The sequence below is a fragment of the Epilithonimonas sp. JDS genome (assembly GCF_021261315.1).
GTDB lineage: Bacteria > Bacteroidota > Bacteroidia > Flavobacteriales > Weeksellaceae > Epilithonimonas.
In genome coordinates this window covers 12,013-26,542 of the sequence record NZ_JAJSAX010000010.1, presented here as the reverse complement: position 1 = coordinate 26,542, position 14,530 = coordinate 12,013, and the positions used below count along the sequence as shown (strand labels likewise).

The 14,530-nt window shown below is 36.7% G+C and carries 16 protein-coding genes; 5 read left to right on the top strand and 11 right to left on the bottom strand.

Features of this window, described 5'->3' with window-relative positions; translation table 11 throughout:
- The first annotated feature begins 697 nt into the window (after positions 1-697).
- Complete coding sequence (locus tag LUD75_RS18205; RefSeq protein WP_232707230.1) at positions 698-1,294, top strand: Crp/Fnr family transcriptional regulator; 597 nt, start codon at positions 698-700, stop codon at positions 1,292-1,294.
- 86 nt (positions 1,295-1,380) lie between these two features.
- Here the strand turns inward: LUD75_RS18205 and LUD75_RS18200 are convergent, their stop codons facing one another.
- The gene (locus LUD75_RS18200; RefSeq protein ID WP_232707229.1) at positions 1,381-2,022 is read right to left on the bottom strand and encodes a Crp/Fnr family transcriptional regulator; all 642 of its coding nucleotides are present in this window, start codon (positions 2,020-2,022) and stop codon (positions 1,381-1,383) included.
- Positions 2,023-2,637: 615 nt separating this feature from the next.
- Here LUD75_RS18200 and LUD75_RS18195 point away from each other — a divergent pair.
- Genes LUD75_RS18195 through LUD75_RS18185 form a run of 3 tightly spaced genes read left to right on the top strand, consistent with a single transcriptional unit; the run spans position 2,638 to position 5,858 of the window.
- Complete coding sequence (locus LUD75_RS18195; protein ID WP_232707228.1) at positions 2,638-3,597, top strand: glycosyltransferase; 960 nt, start codon at positions 2,638-2,640, stop codon at positions 3,595-3,597.
- Positions 3,590-4,696, top strand: coding sequence for a UDP-galactopyranose mutase (gene glf / locus LUD75_RS18190; RefSeq protein WP_232707227.1), 1,107 nt, complete (start codon positions 3,590-3,592; stop codon positions 4,694-4,696). The genes LUD75_RS18195 and glf overlap by 8 nt, the downstream gene beginning before the upstream one ends.
- Positions 4,680-5,858: a hypothetical protein gene (locus LUD75_RS18185; RefSeq protein WP_232707226.1), complete on the top strand. Its 1,179-nt coding sequence runs from the start codon at positions 4,680-4,682 to the stop codon at positions 5,856-5,858. Before glf ends, LUD75_RS18185 begins: the two co-directional genes overlap by 17 nt.
- Positions 5,859-5,946: 88 nt before the next feature.
- Here the strand turns inward: LUD75_RS18185 and LUD75_RS18180 are convergent, their stop codons facing one another.
- Positions 5,947-6,360: a hypothetical protein gene (locus LUD75_RS18180; protein WP_232707225.1), complete on the bottom strand. Its 414-nt coding sequence runs from the start codon at positions 6,358-6,360 to the stop codon at positions 5,947-5,949.
- Positions 6,361-6,651: 291 nt separating this feature from the next.
- Between LUD75_RS18180 and LUD75_RS18175 the strand changes: the two genes are divergently transcribed.
- Positions 6,652-7,836 carry a glycosyltransferase family A protein gene (locus LUD75_RS18175; RefSeq protein WP_232707224.1) on the top strand — a complete coding sequence of 395 codons (1,185 nt, stop codon included), beginning with the start codon at positions 6,652-6,654 and terminating at the stop codon, positions 7,834-7,836.
- Here the strand turns inward: LUD75_RS18175 and LUD75_RS18170 are convergent.
- The 9 genes from LUD75_RS18170 to LUD75_RS18130 form a co-directional block, all read right to left on the bottom strand.
- Positions 7,806-8,390, bottom strand: coding sequence for an SAM-dependent methyltransferase (locus LUD75_RS18170; protein WP_232707223.1), 585 nt, complete (start codon positions 8,388-8,390; stop codon positions 7,806-7,808). The two genes, LUD75_RS18175 and LUD75_RS18170, sit on opposite strands and share 31 nt — an antisense overlap.
- The gene (locus LUD75_RS18165; protein ID WP_232707222.1) at positions 8,390-9,121 is read right to left on the bottom strand and encodes a PIG-L deacetylase family protein; all 732 of its coding nucleotides are present in this window, start codon (positions 9,119-9,121) and stop codon (positions 8,390-8,392) included. The genes LUD75_RS18170 and LUD75_RS18165 overlap by 1 nt, the downstream gene beginning before the upstream one ends.
- Positions 9,121-10,269, bottom strand: coding sequence for an acyl-CoA dehydrogenase family protein (locus LUD75_RS18160; protein WP_232707221.1), 1,149 nt, complete (start codon positions 10,267-10,269; stop codon positions 9,121-9,123). The genes LUD75_RS18165 and LUD75_RS18160 overlap by 1 nt, the downstream gene beginning before the upstream one ends.
- A 177-nt stretch (positions 10,270-10,446) precedes the next feature.
- The gene (locus LUD75_RS18155; protein WP_232707220.1) at positions 10,447-11,322 is read right to left on the bottom strand and encodes a pirin family protein; all 876 of its coding nucleotides are present in this window, start codon (positions 11,320-11,322) and stop codon (positions 10,447-10,449) included.
- Positions 11,323-11,569: 247 nt separating this feature from the next.
- Entirely contained in the window at positions 11,570-12,154 is a 585-nt protein-coding gene (locus tag LUD75_RS18150; protein WP_232707219.1) for a Crp/Fnr family transcriptional regulator, read from the bottom strand.
- A gap of 9 nt (positions 12,155-12,163) precedes the next feature.
- On the bottom strand, positions 12,164-12,475 hold the full coding sequence (locus tag LUD75_RS18145) for a hypothetical protein (RefSeq protein ID WP_232707218.1): 312 nt from the start codon (positions 12,473-12,475) through the stop codon (positions 12,164-12,166).
- Positions 12,476-12,497: 22 nt separating this feature from the next.
- Positions 12,498-12,650: a hypothetical protein gene (locus LUD75_RS18140; RefSeq protein WP_232707217.1), complete on the bottom strand. Its 153-nt coding sequence runs from the start codon at positions 12,648-12,650 to the stop codon at positions 12,498-12,500.
- A 247-nt stretch (positions 12,651-12,897) separates the two neighbouring features.
- Positions 12,898-13,518, bottom strand: coding sequence for a dienelactone hydrolase family protein (locus LUD75_RS18135; RefSeq protein ID WP_232707216.1), 621 nt, complete (start codon positions 13,516-13,518; stop codon positions 12,898-12,900).
- 1 nt (position 13,519) lies between these two features.
- Complete coding sequence (locus tag LUD75_RS18130) at positions 13,520-14,473, bottom strand: ring-cleaving dioxygenase (protein ID WP_232707215.1); 954 nt, start codon at positions 14,471-14,473, stop codon at positions 13,520-13,522.
- Positions 14,474-14,530: the final 57 nt, after the last annotated feature.

The following is a 14,530-nucleotide window of genomic DNA, read 5'->3' as shown; positions in this document are numbered from 1 at the left end:
ATTGCTTCATATTGAAACATTACAATAGTACATTCTTTATTTTAATTGAACAAATAAATATTAATAAAACTTAACATTGAATACATTAAATTGATTTTCAATTCATTAAAATTGAATATTTAAACAAAATTTCATTGATTCAAATAGAATCAATGAAAATATTATGTTAAGTCATCACCAAAAAATGACTCTATTTCTAAAAATCTGCTGTTCAACAATTTTTTTTAGAAAATGAAAAGGAATCAATGAAATTAGTTTTACAGAGTAAGAAAGCAAGCGATCTATTCTTATTTAATTTGGCAAAAGTGAATAATGCTTGAGATATTATCATCAACCTTTAGCTGTAAAAAACAGATAACTACGTTTGATGAATAATATGATTAAAATCCCTCTGTAGTAATGTCACTAACAGATAAATTCATTTGAAATCAACACAAATCTAAGTTGATGACCACAAGTCCTATGATTTGAATCATATACGGTTTGAACAAAATTTATGAAGTTTGTAATTATATAGATTACAGATTTGTAAGTTGTCAATCTCTGTAGCCAAAGTAATTATATTAGTATTTTTTCAGTAATACTTTTTAGTACAAAGAATAAAAACGACACGTGGCAGTACATCAATAATAAATCACCTTTAGTCATCGCTACTGTGAATTAAGACTACAATGAACTAAACTATGACTAAGTAAATATGCTGATATCAGAAGAACTCCTTAAAAGTTACGGCGCAACAGTAAAACACTACAAACAAGGCGACGTTATTTTCAGTGAAAACGATACTCCAAAATATTATTACCAGATTATTAAGGGAAATATTAAATTAAACCATTACAATGAAGAGGGCTATGAGCTAATTTTTGCGATACTGGATGAGGGGATTAGTGTTTGTGAAATGCTGCTTTTTATTGATCAAAAGTATCCTGTGAATGCAGTTGTATTTGATCAGGTCAGCGTGCTACGCTTATCTAAAATTAATTTCCTCCAAATGCTTGATGATCATCCTGATATTTCGAAAGATATTAACAAATTTATGGCAGAACGTCTGTATCAAAAATACGTGATGCTGGAAAACAATTCGTCAAAATATGCGAATGTAAGAATCAAAGGTGTATTAGACTATCACAAAAGTTTCAGCCCAGACCAAAGTGCATTTTCTTTTGCTGTACCGTTAACACGTAAGCAAATTGCAGCGATGACAGGCTTACGGACAGAAACTGTGATTAGAAACATTAAAAAGTTCGAAAAGGAAGGTATTTTGAAAATCATCAATGGTAAGATTCATTTCTAACCATTTTTAGTCAGCATATTTATTGATGTTTTTTGACACAGATCACAGTAAAATTATGATTAATGGTTGTATCTGCAAGATCCAATTTAGTAATATATCTTATGATTTATAATTTTCAGGATTTTTTGCTGCTCTAACTTCTTAACATTTCTTATAACCGTCTCAACGCGCAGTCCAGTTAAATCCGCAATATCCTTTCGGCTGAGCAAGACTTTAAATGAGAACGGAGTTTTATCGGTATGTTTTCTTTTGAGGAAATTTAAAAGCATAACTATCTTCTCTGGGCCACTCCGTTTGAATTGAATATCAGCACTAATAAATTTTTGGTAAAGGGAATCGGAAATATTATTAAGCAGGTACAATTTTAACTCTTCATTATTCTGAATCAAATCGGCAAAATCAACAACGGGAATTCTTATGATTAAACAGTCAGTTACAGCAATGGCAGTTACTGGATAGGGTTCAGTGATAAATAATGAAAATCCTGCAAGTCCTGTCTCTCCCTGACTAAATTCCTGAATTAAATCTTTTGAATCACCATCTTTACTAATTAGCTTGGCTTTTCCGTCAGAAATGTAGAAAAAATATAAAGGTTTGTCCCCTACAGAAAAAATGATATCACCAGCGCAATATTTTATTGTTTCCGAACCAGTTGTTTTTTTAATAGCTCTTGAATCATCTTTCCAATATTTTTGCTGTAATTTTATCGTAATTTGAACTACTCTCAATAATAAAGTAATAAACTTAATTACTAAAAACAGTAACTTCTACTAAAACACTAATTTCAGACCATTTAACATTATCACACTGGCAGATTTTTTAATTTGCGAGATCACAAATCAATTTGCTTGCAATGCAGTCATTGTAATATTGATTCGATGTCATAAAATTCAAAACCCAATTTGACGTGGGTTTAGAACTTACATAGTCTAAAACTGAAAATTGAATTGTTTTAGCATTAAAGTCAGGTTTTTTTTATAATAATTTATTTTAGCATTCTTGACTCAGTATGATGGCTTGATAGTAATATTTTATAAACACTTATAAAATAACGTAATTACTGACAATCTTTATGATTCGCATCATAATCGGTGTAACATATTACGTCTAGCTTTACGCAATTCTTTTAGTTTTAAATCAATAGATGATTTTTAAAGAATATCGGATATTATTATCATTTCAATTTGTACACTTCTTTTTTTATGCAAAATATTTTATGCTTCAGCCATTTACATTGGGATTTCGTTTACCAGCGCCCACAACATTTATTAACCAGATTTTCTAAAGATAATAATGTTTATTATTTCGAAGAGCCCCGCATTGGGATATCCGATTTCTATGAAATGAACTTACAGGACAGCGTTTTTATAGTTAAAATATTTCTTAGAGATCAAAATGAAGACCGGAAGGCCAGATTAGAAAGGCTGGTTAACAAAGTCATTGCAGACCAAAATATTTCCAATTATCTATGCTGGTATTATACACCTATGGCTTTGGAATATACTTCACATCTGGAACCTGGCGTCACGATCTATGATTCAATGGACGAGCTTTCTGCTTTCCGATTCGCGCCACCACAGCTTTTGGTACTGGAAGAAGAACTTTTCAAAAAAGCAGATGTCGTTTTTACAGGCGGCCACACGCTTTACCAGGCAAAAAAAGACAGACATCACAATATACATCCGTTCCCAAGCAGTATCGACAAATACCATTTTAGAGCGGCAAGATACAATACAGTTGATGCGGAAGATCAAAAACACATTCCAAATCCAAGGTTCGGATTTTTTGGTGTAATCGACGAACGGTTTGACATTGAGTTGTTAAAAGAAGTTTCGTCAAGAAGACCTGATTGGCATTTTGTCATTATTGGTCCTGTCGTAAAGATTGATGAAGACGACTTGCCAAGAGCAGAAAACATTCATTATCTGGGGCCAAAAAAATATTCAGAACTGCCTAATTACATCAGTCACTGGGATATTTCACTCGTGCTTTTTGCACTTAACGAATCCACAGAATTCATCAGTCCCACAAAGACACCTGAATACCTTGCTGCGGGACTTCCCGTCATTTCTACTCCGATCAAGGATGTTATAAAGCCTTACGGAGAAAACAATCTGGTGTATATCGCAGACAGTGCGGACACCTTCATCTCCTATGCAGAGGAAGAGCTTAGTAAAGATTCAAAAAAAGAATGGCTTGCAAAAGTGGATCGCTTTTTAGCAAATGAATCGTGGGACAACACTTTTGAAAAGATGAATTTACTAATCAACGAAGTTAATAAAACCAGCAAAATCTATGTATGATTTTTTAATTATCGGCTGTGGGTTTGCCGGATCGGTTTTAGCAGAGAGACTGGCTAATGAGGGAAAAAAGATCCTGATTGTTGACAAACGTAATCACATCGCCGGAAACGCCTATGATTTTTATAATAAAGAAGGCATACTAATTCATAAGTACGGCCCGCATATTTTCCATACCAATTCAGAAGATGTGTTCAACTACCTGAGTCAATTTACAGAGTGGCGGCCTTATGAACACCGCGTCCTTGGAAGCGTAGATGGGCAACTGGTTCCTATTCCAATTAATCTCACAACCATCAATAAACTTTATGGGAAAAACTTAACTTCTGATCAGGTTGTGGACTTCCTTGCTTCCAAAGCCGAATTGAGAAAACCTGTTCTCACCTCGGAAGATGTCGTTCTGAATGTTGTTGGAAAAGAGCTTTATGAAAAATTTTTCCGTGGTTACACCAAGAAGCAATGGGATCTGGATCCATCGGAACTGGATGCTTCAGTAACCGCTAGAGTCCCAACACGGACTAACAGCGACGACAGGTATTTCACTGATTCTTTGCAGGCCATGCCAAAAAATGGCTACACTGATATGTTTCAGCAAATGCTTTCTCATAAGAATATTAATGTAATGCTGAATACAAACTACAAAGATATAGTTGATATAATTCCGCACAAAAAACTGATTTACACAGGACCGGTTGACGGTTATTTTGATTATCAGTTTGGTAAATTGCCTTACAGATCGATCGACTTCAAATTTGAAACTTTGGATCAAGATAAATATCAGGAATGCGGAACCATCAATTATCCCACTTCAAACCTTTATACAAGAATCACAGAATTCAAACATCTGACAGGACAAAAACATCATAAGACTGCGATTGTTTACGAGTATCCTACTGCGGAAGGAGATCCATACTATCCTATTCCAAGAAAGGAAAACCAAGACGTTTACAATCAATACAAAAAATTGGCTGATGAAACGCCAAATGTATTTTTCACGGGTCGATTGGGAACTTATAAATATTACAATATGGATCAGGTTGTGGCACAGTCTTTAGCACTTTTCCGGAAGATTATCAAAGAGGAAAATGCAGTACAGCAATAATTACCTAAATTTAAAAAACCCTTTCAAATCTTTCCTGATGGCCGGTTTTGAATGTGCAGATCAGCAAAACGCATTTGGCGAGCGTGTAGATCTGATAAAATTAACAGGACACGACCGTTTTATTAACGAAGATTATCAGAGATTAAAATCAATCGGAATCACTACCGTACGGGAAGGAATCCGCTGGAGTTTTGTGGAAAAATCACCATACAATTACGATTGGACACAGGTCGAGGAGATTATTATCAATGCCGCAAATCATAACATACAAATCATCTGGGATATTTGTCACTTTGGTTTTCCGGATGATCTTTCTCCCTTGCATCCAATGTTTGCCCGAAGATTTTCACACCTTTGCAAAGCTTTCGTTTTAAAATACCGAAGCCTTGTGCCTGAGGGCGAGCTGATCATCACGCCGATCAATGAAGTCAGTTTTCTTTCCTGGCTTGGTGGCGACGCAAAAGGCACAAGCCCATACTGTGTCAACCAAGGTTGGGAAGTGAAATATATGCTGATGCGAGCATACATCGAGGGAATTGAGATGATGAAGGAAGTAGATCCTTCAATTAAAATAATGACAACGGAACCTTTGGTCAGTATTATCCCGCAAGATACATCTGATCCAGATTCAGTTTTGGAAGCGAACAGTAAGCATCGCGAACAGTTTCAGGTTCTGGAAATTCTTACAGGAAGATTATGTCCTGAACTGAGAGGAAAGCCTGAATATTTAGATATTATCGGTGTTAATTTTTATTATAATAACCAATGGACATTCCCTGGGCATCAATTTATTCCATGGAATGAATCCCCACCGCATCCCTCTTGGAAAAGCCTTCACTCGTTGATTGAAGAAGTTTATACGGGTTATGAAAAACCAATTGTTATTTCAGAGACAAGTCATCCAGGAAGAGATCGCCCAAAATGGCTAAGCATGATTCAAAATGAATGTTTTTCAATATTGCAAAGCGGACTGCCATTGCTGGGGTGTTGCATCTACCCGATTATCGACAGGCCAGATTGGGATGTTACAGACATTTGGCATCACAGCGGACTATGGGACATCACAGATTCCAAATCTTTGGAGCGTGAAATACACGCGGAAAGTTTAGAAATATTAAATAGGTTTAAGCTTAAAACTTCTGAATTGAAGTTTTTATTTTGATCTTAACCATTTGACCGGAATAGATCTCGCTTTACAGTTGTTAGATATAGGATGAAGTTCGTTAGTAGATATGAAAGTATTATAGTGCTTATAATTCCCTGAACTTACGCTGATTCCATTGTCTTTTAAAAACTTTGCCATCCTCAAATCTATAGAAAGAAGGTTCTTTCACCTTTTCGTTTGGTCTGATCAATGTAAAGCATTCTCCATCTGGCAGTTCAATAATCTCGTGTATCGTATGGGCTGACACTAAATGCGTAGTACCTTCTTCTCTATGATGTACAGTAGCGGTGTAAGATCCATCTTCATTAATCTCGTAAATTCTTTCGATATAACTTCCTTTTAGAATGTGTGTGGTAAAACTAAACGGATGATCATGGATGTGTTCATGTTGATCCTTTTCACTAAAATGGTGAATGACTGCATCAAATGGCAGACCTCGGAGATGATGCTTTGTAAAAACAGCATTCATTTTTTCACGCTTGATCTTAATATTAATCATTTTTATTTGGTTTGAATTGAGAAGATTAGTTAAGGGTTTTGACTTTCAGTGAAGGTGCAAAAAAATAGGTAGAACTACATAATGTATGACATCATTTTGGTCTAATAAAAATAACAAAAAAAAACAACATTTTATGAAATCAAATGATTAAATATCAAATAATCACTGAGATAAATGGTATCAGAATTGCAAATAATTTTTTAATTGTTTTAAGAAAAATCTTCCATTATTTCGATGATTTTTTCTACACTTCTATCTCGTTTCAATATCGCATCAATCAAAATTCAATAAATGACCGACGATCATATTCATTCAGGAAATCATTATTTTTCCCAATACCCGATATTACCAACAGTAACGTCCAGTATTGTTATTCCTGTAAAAGATGAAGAAGGCTATATTTTGAGAACATTGCAGCCCTTTTGTGAACAAGTAGACAGAGATGGCGAGTCTTTAGACCTATTACAATTCGAAATTTTAGTCTTAGCTAACAACTGCACAGATTCGTCGGTCAAGCTGATTAAGGATTTCCAGCTGGAAAATCCTTTTGTGAATTTATATTTACAGGAAATAACATTGACACAAGAAAAGGCTAATATTGGTTATGTCAGGAGAAAATTAATGGATTGTGCATACTCAAGATTAATTAGGAACGGCGGAGGAATCATTATGACAACTGACGCTGACACAACGGTTTCGAGGGATTGGATCACACAGACAAAACTTGAAATTGAGAACGGCGCAGAGGCTGTAGGAGGAAGAATATTACTTTATCCTGACGAACTGGATAATCTGGATGAATTTACTCGTCAGCATCATTTGAATGATGAAAAATATCAGCTTCTAATTTCCGCCCTGGAAGGCATAATCGTCAATCCGGAACATGATCCGGCTCCCCGGCATCATCAGCATTTTAATGGCAGTTTTGCAATTACCAGTGAATCTTATGAGAGATCCGGAGGTGTTCCTGACGTCACGCACTTGGAGGATTGTGCTTTTTATGACAGATTGGAAAAGATCGATACAAAGTTCAGGCACAGTCACAAAGTAATTGTTCAAACTTCCGCTCGGTGCATCGGCCGTGCGGAAATTGGTCTTTCATATCAGCTTAATGAATGGAAAAATCTAGGTCTGAGAATGGAAGACTTTTTGGTAGAGCCAAGCACGTCCATTATACGCAGGCTTACTTTAAAACGATTTTTAATGGATCTCTGGAACTCTAAAAATCTGATGAGTAAGTCAGATTTTTTTGAAAAGACAAGAGAAATGGTACCAGAGATATTTTTTGATGATGAGATTTTCGATTGGTACAACAGTTCATCTTACTTTGGAGAGTGGTATGGAAAATTGAATCAAAAGAAACTAACTTTTTTACAAAAATCCGCTGCAGTACCTATAGATACTGCGATCCGGGATTTAGAGTCAAGGCTTATGGATTATTCTCATCACGCTTTTTCCCAAACATCAATTCTGTAATTTTCCGCCCTTGCGCTGAAAACATTGCTCATCCTATCCTGCATTATTTTTTCAAAACTGCTGTGTACTTCATCTCCAGTTTGAGGATAATCATGCACCTCAGGTAGCCAATGGACCAGAACAATATTGCCATTAAAGTTCAATTTTTCATATAATTTGGTTATTACCATCTGCCAGTCAGCAGGTGAAAGATAATAAGCAACCTCGGATACCATAATCAAATCATATCTGTCATCTGGCAGTTCATCTTTAAAATTTAGTTTTTTAAAGGATATATTATTCAAATTTGCACAGCGTCTGGAGGCAAGATCCAAAGCTTTCTGGGAAATATCAGTAGCCAGTAAAAAGTTGCTTTTTTGGGCTAAAAGTTGCGTTAAAACACCAATGGAGCAGCCTATTTCCAGAGTCTTATTATAGTGTTGCTTTGGCAAAACTGAGATTGTCGCTGCATATTTGCCCGCCTCATACTCGCTCGTTTCAAAATTCCAGGGGTCTTCATTAGCTTCATAGATGTCTTTGAAGTACTGAGAATCTAAAGATTGTTTTTTTTCCATTATTTTGAGATAAAAAAGGTTTCGTATGGCATATTAAATTGCCTGAGCATCTCTGGCGAAAGCATAAATCCTTCCGGATCATCATTGATCATGCGCGTTATCTGCGAGCGATGCTGTGAAATTGCCTTTTGTTTTTGGGAAAGCACACTACTGATATCCAGTCGGAACGGCATCGATTCTTCCTGATTGGGCTCATCTCCAGGTTTTCCCAATTCTTCTAACCAAATTGGATATTCATATATCTTCGCATTTGCAGTTTCAGCAGAATTGACCAGCTGGAAGGCGGCTTGATGGTCGGGATGAGGATCCCGTCGCCAAGGCACAAAAATACTGTGAGGCTTTATTATATTCATCATTTTAGATATGCTGCTAACCGTATTTTCAAATCTTACGTCGCCAATTGACGGAACATTTCTATCCGGATATCTGCAAAAAATAATATTTTCTTTTGGTACATCAAGAACTGAACAAGCGTCAATTAATTCCTGTTCACGTAGATCCCTCAATTTTTCAGCAGGATATTGCTTGCTGTTTGGATGAGACATCGTTCCATCACTAAGCAGCATAATATAAACGGTCTGCCCATATTTGTGTAGTAGTGAAATCACGCCGCCGCATCCTAAACTTTCATCGTCTGCGTGTGGTGCGACAATCAATGTCGTCCCGAATCCAGCAGCACAGTGCTCAGGTGCCAAAGGAACTTTACTATAATTAGTGTTGTAATTCATCATTATTTTTTAATTTGATTCCAAATGTCAGTTGCGGGTGTATCAGAATTAAGTATAAAACTGCCAATTTCTGTCAGAACAGCATCAGGAGCTGGCTGTCGGAGATACGTACTTAGATCACGGATTATGCGTTCGAAATGATATGGTCTGTTAAGTCCACGCGCCCCAACAGATTTTTGACAAAGAATCATTACATCTGTGCAGATTTGCTCTATGGCCGTACGCATCATATTGCTGAGAAAAATAAAATCTTCGCCATTTCTTTTTGTGGGTTCCCTCAAATAGTCATCCATTTTTACAGCCGCGCCATTTAGCCACTGGTTTCCAGATTCTATTGCTATTGCCATCTGACCTAATCTCATTTTTTGAAAAGGATCCTGAATTCTGTCCAATGCAACTAAATAGGCTTTAGTTTCATCCAATAGCTGTTCCGCGCCTCCAAGCTGAACGGCTGCAAATCGTACGGAACCACCACTGAAACCTGGCTGTTGATAGTACTCTCCCGGTGAACCTAGTAAATTTATTTTTGGAATATTGGTTTTCGTGAATGTTGTTTTGAAGCTTCTGCTCGACTGCATACCCATTGGATTCCACCAGCTAGAATCTATCTTAGCGGTTTCATTTTCAAAAGGAACTACACACATCTGCCACGAGCCATCTTTCCTGGCAGCAGTTACGATAGGCCGGGTCACATATCCAGCTCCGGTCGTAAATGTTTTTGAGCCATTTAAAAAGTAGACACCTCTTTTCGATTTAGAAAAATAAGTTCCATCCGTAGCCTGTGTGTTCCAGACACCAAAGAGGTGACCCTCAAATGCCTCTGATGAAAAAAGCTTTTTCTGCTTTACATTACCGAACTGATTAATCAAAATCTGCGCATTGATATGGCCTTCCAATATCCGTCCCATCACCAGATTTCCTTTGCCAATATTTTTCAGAATATTAAGCAGTGCCAAATTTGTCCCGGGAGTCAAGCCTAGATTCAATCCTCCAAATTCTTCAGGAATACTTGCGGTTAAAAGTCTTGAGGATTTTAGTTTTACTAAAGTTTTTTCAGGAAAGGAAGTTACAGAATCTGTTTTGGCAGCTTCTGCTATAGATGCTTTACCTAATATCTGAGAAGATAGGACTAAATCCGATAATTTTGACACGTCTAATTTTTTTGATTTTTCAAAACAGCAATGTAACAGCCGTTACGTAACAACAGTAACCCAATATAATGCCGTTATATACATCCACCTGAATTCTGATGTTTTTTTCAAAATTGTCGACCGGTCATTACAAAGAGAAATAGTCAGAAGAAAAGAATTACTTATGCAGTTTTCGAACTACATCGTCATTGGAACTTCCATCAATAAAATTTCACTACCTTCTGAAGTTGATTTAACGTTCAAATCGGAAATATCCCAAACGCCAAAACCATCTCTTGTTTCCACTTTTTGTCCTTCGATTTCCGCGCTTCCTTTTAAGATAAATGCATATACACCATTTCCCTTTTTCTTGATTTGGTAATTGGTTTCAACATTATTTTCGAAGTTTCCTAAGTGAAACCAAGCATCTTGATGAATCCAAACTCCTTCGTCATCCGAATTAGGAGAAAGAATCTGCTGGAATTGATTCTGACTTTTTGTTTTATCTAAAGTAATCTGGTCATATCGCGGTTTCACGTTTCTTTTGTTTGGATACACCCAGATTTGCAGAAACTTCACCAAACTGTCATTATTTTTATTGAATTCGCTATGCATAAGTCCGGTTCCGGCACTCATCACCTGAATGTCTCCACTCTTGATAATCGCCGAATTTCCCATACTGTCTTTGTGCTCCAAATCACCTTCCAACGGTATGCTGATAATCTCCATATTATCGTGGGGGTGCGTTCCGAAGCCTCGTCCCGCCTCCACTTTATCATCATTCAACACTCTTAATACACCGAAATGCATTCTTTCCGGATTGTGATAATTCGCAAAACTGAAGGTATGATTGCTCACCAACCAACCGTGGTCTGCCTTCCCTCTGGAATCTGCTTTGTGAATCACAGAATTGTCTTTGATTTTTGAATCTGTATTCGGTAAATGATTGTATCCGATTGGTTCCAAAGGTTCGATTTCGTCAATCTCATTTTTCATTGTATTTCCCAATGATGCGGTTGCTACGAACATTCCTGTTCCGAGTAATCCTTTCTTTAAAAAATCTTTTCTGTCCATATCTGTTTTATTATTTATTCGTTATTGATAGGACAAATTTATGGTGATGGAAATTGCTGTGCATTTAACTAGTTTAATAAATACATTTAAAGCAAAAAAATAGTAAGCTAAATTCCCCTTCTCTGAAGGGGTGGATTTTTGTGAAACAAAAAGGCGGGTAGTTTACACACTATATATAAACCACCCCGTCAAAAATTCTTTGAATTTTCGCCACCCCTCCAGTGGAGGGAATATTTTTGTGTAATTATTACTTGTCTTTCGTCGCCAAACGCTTCCTAATCGTACTTACAAATTCTTTAGAAACGCCCAGATAAGAAGCGATATAATATTGCGCAACCCGCTGCGGAATCGTAGGATATACTTTGATAAATTCCAGATATCGGTCTGATGCGCTTTTGGAAATGGTATTCACCAATCGGTTTTGAAGGGTAAAGAGATTTCTCTGAACCAACATTCTGAAGACCCTTTCGAATTTCGGAATTTCCTGCAACAATTTTTCTTTGGTGGTCGGATTCAGCATAAAAATCTCCGAATCTTCAATTGTTTCAATATATAAATTGGAAGGTTTCTGGTCCTGAAACGAGGCGATATCGCTTATCCACCAATCTTCTATGGCAAACAAAATCGTCACTTCAAAGCCATTATCATCAAGGTAATAAGCCCTCAAACAACCTTTGTGAATGAAGCCTTCAAACTGGCAGATTTCACCTTCCCGCAACAAAATTGTTTTCTTCGGAATGGTTTCACAGACCAATAAATCGGTGAATATTTTCTCCTCTTCACTGCTCAGACTGATAAAACGGGTAACGTTCTTGATGATATTTTCAAACATAAATTAAGTTTACGGCTGCAAATTAGGAAAAAGACTGTAAACTTCATTCTTCAACAGTCCACTTCCACCGCCGTAATGGTCGATTACCTTTACTTCTTTCTCTAAGTTTGTGCAAAATATTTTAATATCATTTTCAAACTCCTCATCCAAACCGGAACTCAACAGCACAATATCTACCTGATTGTCTTTAATAAAATCGTAGCAGACCGTTTCATCGTTCTCGATTTCTGCTTTCCAGCCTTCATTATTTTCGATAATTCTTTTTAAGGTCTCAAGAATTTCCTGATTCTTTCCGATGACCAAAAAGTTTAATGTATTCATAAGTGTTTATGTTTAATTAATTTTAAATATGAATAAATAACGATGTCCGCTCTTTCTTTTCAAGATTCCTGGTTTTGTGGCCTTTTCCCGAAATATCTTCAACCAAAAGGATTTCGCCAGTTTGAAATTGTCTGATTTCACCAAGAGAAGTTTCAATCTCCACACCGCCATTCAAAAGTACAATATATTGCTTTTGCGGAGCGTGATGAAAATCGTAGTCGTAATCAGCAGAAACTTTTCTGAATTGAAGTTTTTTAACATAAATATCTTCGGATAAATATCCAATTTCTCCCTGATTGATTAACGGAATTTCGATGTCTTCGAAATGAGATTCTCCATTTTCGTCACTGAATATTTTAGTAATTTCTATATTATTTCATTTTAAATCTGACGTCTGATATCTAATGTGTAAAATCTTTAATCTATTTAAAAACGATAGAATTTGCCAGTTCCATTTCCTCCTGATTGATGGAATGTCCGAAATTTGCATAGACTTTCTCCGTCACATCGGCATTCATCTCTTTCAGAATATTCGCTGTTGCGTAAACTCTTTCTACCGGAACGTGGAAATCCGGATTGCTTGTTCCCAGTAAAATCGGGGTTTGTGCAAAATCGCCCTTGTAATTTTCACGGTTGATTTTTTCTCCAATAACACCACCGATTATGGCTACTGCTCCACCAAATTTCTGTGCATTTCTTGCTAAAAATTCCAATGTCAAACAAGCACCCTGGGAAAATCCGAAAAAGTAAATATTTTCAGCCTTAATTCCTGCATCCAAAACCGTTTCCACAGTTTTACCAACGGTTTCGAGGGCTGATGACAACCAAGGTTGGTTTTGCTCAACCGGTGCAATGAAGGACAATGGATACCAGCTTCCATTCGTTGCCTGTGGAGCCAATAAAGCATAATCTTCCACATTCAAATGTTGGGATAAGCTCAGAATATCCTGTGCGCTTCCGCCTCTTCCGTGAATCATTATCAAAACTTTTTCAGCTTCATTCAATGATTTTCCGCTTGTTTTTATATCTAAAGTATGATTCATTTTATTTAAATTTTTCTGTTGGATAATTAATTTTTGGAAGAACATCTATTAAGTGGCCTCTGTTTTCTTCAAACTGTTCCGGCAGCATCAAATCTTCACCAATAGATGCCAATTCTTCATCAATATCAAAACCAGGCCCTGAAGTCGCAATTTCAAACAAAACTCCGCCAGGTTCTTTGAAATAAATGGAAGTGAAGTATTTTCTATCCTTAACTTCAGTATGCTGCAAACCAAATTTGTTCAGTCTTTCAATCATTTCCAATTGTGATTTCATATCGGGAGTCGCAAAAGCAACGTGATGCACCGTTCCTCTTCCAGCCAAACCTTTCAGAGAATTGGGCGTACAAAGCAAATCGACATATTTCCCGGGTTTATCTTCCGTTCCAAATCTGAATCTGTCAGAGCTTTCAGCAATTAACTGGTGGTCCATTTGTGTGGTCAAAAGTGCGGCAGTTCTTTCGTAAGCATCTACCCAAATCTCAACGTGATGGAAACCTTTGATGGCAAAATCTTGTGGAATCAATCCGTTACCATACCCTTTTCTGTCATCTTTTTCATTGAAAACCAACTCCAAACCTAGCCCGTCAAAATCTTCCAGATAAATAAAAACTTCACCCGAAAACCTTTGCTGTGCCTGTTTGTAAGGAATATTGAATTTATCCAGCCTTTCCAGCCAATAATCCAGAGCATCCATTGAAATGGAAAAAGCCGTTGTATTCAGCATTCCTTTGCCGTGTCTTCCATTCGCCAGACCTTTTCCGTACGGAAAAGTCGTCATAATCGTTCCCGGCGTTCCAAACTCGTCCCCGAAATAAAAATGATATACTTCAGAATTATCGAAGTTGACGGTTTTCTTAATTAATCGAAGTCCTAAAACTCCGGTGTAAAAGTCTATATTTTCCTGTGCGTCGCCTGTGATGGCGGTGACGTGGTGAAGTCCTGTGATGAGTGCCATAATTGTTTTGATTTAAAGTTTAAAGTTGATGATTACTAATTTTTTAATTATATAAAT